Source organism: Oscillibacter sp. CU971, assembly GCF_905219725.1.
In the GTDB taxonomy this organism is placed as follows: domain Bacteria; phylum Bacillota; class Clostridia; order Oscillospirales; family Oscillospiraceae; genus Oscillibacter.
On sequence record NZ_CAJMXG010000225.1, the window covers coordinates 1 to 4588 of the forward strand.

At 64.5% G+C, this 4588-nt stretch carries 5 protein-coding genes and 1 pseudogene; 2 read left to right on the plus strand and 4 right to left on the minus strand.

Annotation, left to right across the window (positions count from 1 at the left end):
* Both JX325_RS18480 and JX325_RS12870 read left to right on the plus strand, forming a co-directional pair.
* Positions 1–465 (plus strand): acyl-CoA dehydratase activase-related protein (locus tag JX325_RS18480; RefSeq protein ID WP_204791507.1); only part of this gene is annotated, 465 nt, incomplete at its 5' end.
* Between the two features lie 7 nt (positions 466–472).
* The gene (locus JX325_RS12870; RefSeq protein ID WP_279380537.1) at positions 473–1813 is read left to right on the plus strand and encodes a 2-hydroxyacyl-CoA dehydratase; all 1341 of its coding nucleotides are present in this window, start codon (positions 473–475) and stop codon (positions 1811–1813) included.
* Positions 1814–1890: 77 nt separating this feature from the next.
* Here the strand turns inward: JX325_RS12870 and JX325_RS12875 are convergent, their stop codons facing one another.
* From JX325_RS12875 to JX325_RS12890, 4 genes and pseudogenes are all read right to left on the minus strand, one after another.
* Complete coding sequence (locus JX325_RS12875; RefSeq protein WP_204791508.1) at positions 1891–2760, minus strand: GDSL-type esterase/lipase family protein; 870 nt, start codon at positions 2758–2760, stop codon at positions 1891–1893.
* Between the two features lie 178 nt (positions 2761–2938).
* Complete coding sequence (locus tag JX325_RS12880) at positions 2939–3850, minus strand: sugar phosphate nucleotidyltransferase (RefSeq protein WP_204791509.1); 912 nt, start codon at positions 3848–3850, stop codon at positions 2939–2941.
* 88 nt (positions 3851–3938) lie between these two features.
* Positions 3939–4322 carry a hypothetical protein gene (locus JX325_RS12885; RefSeq protein WP_204791510.1) on the minus strand — a complete coding sequence of 128 codons (384 nt, stop codon included), beginning with the start codon at positions 4320–4322 and terminating at the stop codon, positions 3939–3941.
* Positions 4322–4588: pseudogene (locus JX325_RS12890) on the minus strand (pantothenate kinase); the annotation flags it as partial. The gene JX325_RS12885 and the pseudogene JX325_RS12890, both read right to left, overlap by 1 nt.

Below are 4588 nucleotides of genomic sequence, written 5' to 3' on the forward strand. Positions count from 1 at the left end.
GCCCACCACATGGCGGAGATCCGCAGGGAAGGGGCCCGGATTATGAATCAGGCCCGGGCGGAGGGGCGGCGCGTCATCGTCCTGGCGGGGCGGCCCTACCATGTGGACCCGGAGGTCAACCACGGCATCGACACCCTGATTACCCGCTTCGGCGCGGCGGTGGTGACGGAGGATTCCGTTTCCGGCCTGGTGGACAAATTNCCCACCACGGTTTTGAACCAGTGGACCTACCACTCCCGGCTCTACGCCGCCGCCCGGTACTGCTGCGAACACCAAGACTGCGATTTGGTGCAGCTGGTCAGCTTCGGCTGCGGCGTGGACGCCATCACCACCGACGAGACTCAGGCCATTTTACAGGCCGGGGGAAAGCTGTACACAGAATTGAAGATTGACGAGATTACCAACCTGGGCGCGGTGCGCATCCGCCTGCGGAGCCTCTTCGCCGCTTTGGACGAAAAGGAGTGAGAGCACGATGGAAGCCTTGAACTATCCCAAATTTACACCGGAGATGAAGAAGACCCACAAGATTCTCATCCCCAACATGGCCCCGGTGCAGTTCCGCATCCTGGCGGCCGTCATGGAGCAGGCGGGCTACACCTGCGAGCTGCTGGAGAACTGTGGCAGCCAGGTCAGCGAGCTGGGGCTCAAGTACGTACATAACGACACCTGCTACCCGGCCCTGCTGGTGATCGGCCAGTTCNTGGACGCCCTGGCCTCCGGGCGGTACGACCTGGATCATACCGCCCTCATCATCACCCAGACCGGCGGAGGCTGCCGGGCCTCCAACTACATCCACCTGCTGAGAAAAGCCCTGGTGAAGGCGGGCTATCCCCAGGTGCCGGTGGTGAGCCTGAACTTCTCCGGCCTGGAGAAGGACTCCGGCTTCCCCATGACCCTGGATCTTCTGCGCAAGCTGCTGGCGGTGATCTACTACGGCGATCTGCTGGCGGCCCTCCGGGCCCAGACGGAGCCCTACGAGGTCCGAAAAGGGGACGCGGAGCGGCTGCAGGAGAAGTGGCTGGATACCATCTGCGGCTGGATTCATGAGAACAAGGGCTGGACCAACCGGGAGATGAAGGGGGCCNTGCCCGTCATTGCCCNGGAGTTTGCCGCCATCTCCGTCCGCCGGGTCCCCAAGGTGAAGGTGGGCGTGGTCGGTGAGATCTACGTCAAATACTCCCCCCTGGGGAATAACGACCTGGAGCGGTTCCTGGCCTCCCAGGACTGCGAGGTGAACCTGCCGGGGCTGATGGGCTTTGTGCAGTACTGTGCCTACAACCCCTCGGAAACCGCCCGGCTCTACGGCGGGACCTTCCTGGAAAAGCACGTATCCGATTTTGTGCTTAAGTACATCGAGGGAATGGAAAGCGTGGTTATCCAGGTTTTGAAGGATAACGGCTACCACGCGCCCCTGCCGTTCCGGGAGCTCATCAAGCTCACCGACGGGGTGATCAGCACCGGGGACAAAATGGGGGAGGGCTGGCTCCTCACGGCGGAGATGATCGAGCTGGTCCGGGCGGGGTATGAAAACATCGTCTGCGCCCAGCCCTTCGGGTGCCTGCCCAACCACATCTGCGGCAAGGGCATGATCAACAAAATCCGGGAGCTGTATCCCCAGGCCAACATCACCCCCATTGACTACGACCCCAGCGCCACCCGGGTGAACCAGGAAAACCGCATCAAGCTGATGCTGGCGGTGGCCCGGGAGCGCCTGGCGGAGCGGGCGGCGGAGACAGAGGAAGCGCCCCGCCGGGCCGCGGCGGAGCGTCCCGTCCCGGAGCGGCTGGGAAGACGGGCCAAGGCCGTGGTGTGACGGCGGCCCCGGCGTTTTAAGACGGAAAAAAGGCAGAGACGAATCGTCTCTGCCTTTTTGACGCGCGTGGAACCCCTTCAGTCCTTCTTCATGGCGGCGGCGATGGCCTCCTCCTCCAGGCTGTGGGTCCGCAGATAGTTCAGCCAGACCTTGCACCCGGCGGGGTTCAAGTGGATGCCGTCGAAGTTTAAGTCCTTGGGCAGAAGGCCGTCCCCCCCGGTGAGGCAGGCCGCCACATCCAGGAAATAGCATTCCTTTTCCTCCGCCAGGGCTTGGATGACCCCGTTGTATTCGGCAATGCGGGCGTTGTTGACGTAGGTTTTTTTGGCCTCCTGCTTGGCGCTGACGGGGGGAATGGACTGGAGGACGATTTTCGCCTCCGGGTGGTCCGCCCGGACCCGGTCGACAAGCTTGGCATACTGGTCGTGGAAGGTCTTGACCTTGCTCCAGCCCAGCTCGTTGATGCCCAGCATGATGTAGATTTTGTCACAGTCCTGCTCCGCCACCGCGTCCAGCAGGGGGACCTTTTCCCCGCCCTCCGTCTCAAAATTCTTCTTCGAGAAGACGGACTCCACCGTAGCCCCCACGGCGGTGTAGAAATACCCGGTCTTCAAGCCGCTGTAGAGGGACAATCCTTCCGTCCGGGAGTCCCCCAGGAAGACGGCGCCGTCAAAATATGTATCCTCCACCGCCTCCGTTTCCGGCAGGGGGCAGGGCAGGGACTCCGTCTCCTCCGGCAGGGCCTTGGCCCTGGCCTCCGTTCCCGTTCCGATTTTTCCGGCGGCGGGGGCCGCCTTGTATGGCACCGGCTCCGCCGCCTCCGCCAGCGGGGAGCTCACCGCCGTGCCGCCGGACGCGCCGGTGGTCAGCAGCAGCGTGGCCGCCGCCAGGGCGGCCATGACGCCGGGCAGGCGGCGCCTGCGGACCCGTTCCCGTTTTCCCTCCATAAACGTATCCCTTCCTCATCTATCGTCATCCCGCCGTGGTGCGGGAAAGCCTCTCTTTTATTATACGCGAAAACCATCGAAAAAAGTCGAAACAATTTGTTAAAATTTTGGTGACAAAATGTCTCCGTCTTTCCAATCCTATCCAGTATACACGGGGCCGCCGCCGAATATGCCGCGGTCAGTCCCGAAGGCTCCGCGGGTATTCCCCGCTCTCGTGGAGCCGCAGCAGGGCCTGGGCCACGGCCTCCCGGTCCTCCCGGTAGGTCATGCCGAACCACTGCCCGGCGGAGGAGAGGAGGGAGACCTCCAACGCTCCCCGGCGGAGCTGCTCGTCCACCATCTCGGGCAAAAGCCGCTCGGCCCGGAGATCGTCTCCGGCGGCGCGGAGGAAGTCCTCGAAGTCCCGCCGGAGGACGGAGAAGATGGAGGGCATGAACCCCCAGAAATTCATGGACACCACTGCGTCCGGGTCCAGGTCCAGGCCCGTCCCCAGGTCCCGGAGGGAGCCGTCCGGGTAGAGCTGGATGTTCCGGGTTTCCCGGACGCTTTCCAGAATGCCCTCCCGCCCGGCGCACAGCCCGCGGGTGACGGTGCCGTGAAGGCTGGCGGTGTTTTTCAAAAGATAGCCCACCATGGCGGCGCGGCCCTCCTCCGGCAGGCGGCGCAGGGCCTGTGCCATCTGGCGGTAGGCGTCGAAGCCGTAGAAGTCGTCGGCGTTGATGACGCAGCAGGGTTCCCGCACCGTGCCCTCCGCGCAGAGCAGGGCGTGGACCGTGCCGAAGGGCCGGGTCCTCTCCGCCGGGATGGGGTAAAAAGCGGGAATGGAGGAGAAGTCCTGAAAGACGTATTCCACCTCCACGGGGCTGCCGTCCGGTGTGGTCCGGCGGCGGAGATAGCCGCAGCGCGCCTCCATCATCTCCCGCATCTCCGGCTTGATGATGAACACCACCTTGCCGAAGCCCGCCCGGAGGGCGTCGTGGATGGAGTATTCCATGAGAATTTCCCCGTGGGGGCCGATGCCGTCCACCTGCTTGCTGCCGCCGTAGCGGGAGCCCAGGCCCGCCGCCATAATTACCAGAGCGAGTTTCATGGTCGTGTTCTCCTGTCTTCCGGGCGCGCCGCCCGGTAATATCCGTCTCTATGTTACCCCGGTTTGCCGGATTTTGCAAGAGTCCTTCTCAATCCTTTCCGCAGCGAAAACGCCGGGCCTCGCCGGTCCAGTCCCAAAGGGACGGGGGGAAAGTCTCCGGAAGAATCAGATGGTTGGTGAACCGCCCGGGATACGCCTCCACCGCCATAAGGAGGAGGTCCGTCTCCAGAGGCCGGGGGAGGAACAGGGACAGCAGGGCCCCGGGGGCGGGCCTGCCCTTGACGCGCTTCCCCGGGGCCGTCAGGGCGCAGTAGGGCCGGGGGTCCCGGAGGCCCACCTGGGATTTCTGTGTGACGATTTCCGTCTCCGGCCAGCGCTCCAGGGCCCCCAGGAGGAAGGAACGGACAGAGGGCAGGGCCTGGGGCTTTCGGGCGAAGAAGGCCTCCGCCAGGCGCAGGGCTTCCAGGTCCATCACCCCACCGCCTTTTGCTCCAGGCTGTAGAGCCCCGCGCCGATGGCCGTTGCGAAGGTGGCCCGCTCCGGGATGACGTAGCGGATGCCGTAGAGCCGCTGGAAGTTCTCGAAGTTGGGCTGGGCCTGGGACAGCGTGGTGACGGAGCCGGTGAGGACCACCGTGTCCGCCCCGCAGCACCGGCAGGCCAGCACCGTCATGGTGCCGATGGCCTGGAGCACCAGGTTCACCGCCCCGGCGGCCAGGTCGGCGGGGGTGGCGTCCTC

What these genes read in the sequence shown, in the direction of transcription:
- JX325_RS12880 (WP_204791509.1), bottom strand. Translation starts at nt 3,850, where the DNA reads ATGAAACTCGCTCTGGTAATTATGGCGGCGGGCCTGGGCTCCCGCTAC.
- JX325_RS12885 (WP_204791510.1), bottom strand. Translation starts at nt 4,322, where the DNA reads ATGGACCTGGAAGCCCTGCGCCTGGCGGAGGCCTTCTTCGCCCGAAAG.
- JX325_RS12875 (WP_204791508.1), bottom strand. Translation starts at nt 2,760, where the DNA reads ATGGAGGGAAAACGGGAACGGGTCCGCAGGCGCCGCCTGCCCGGCGTC.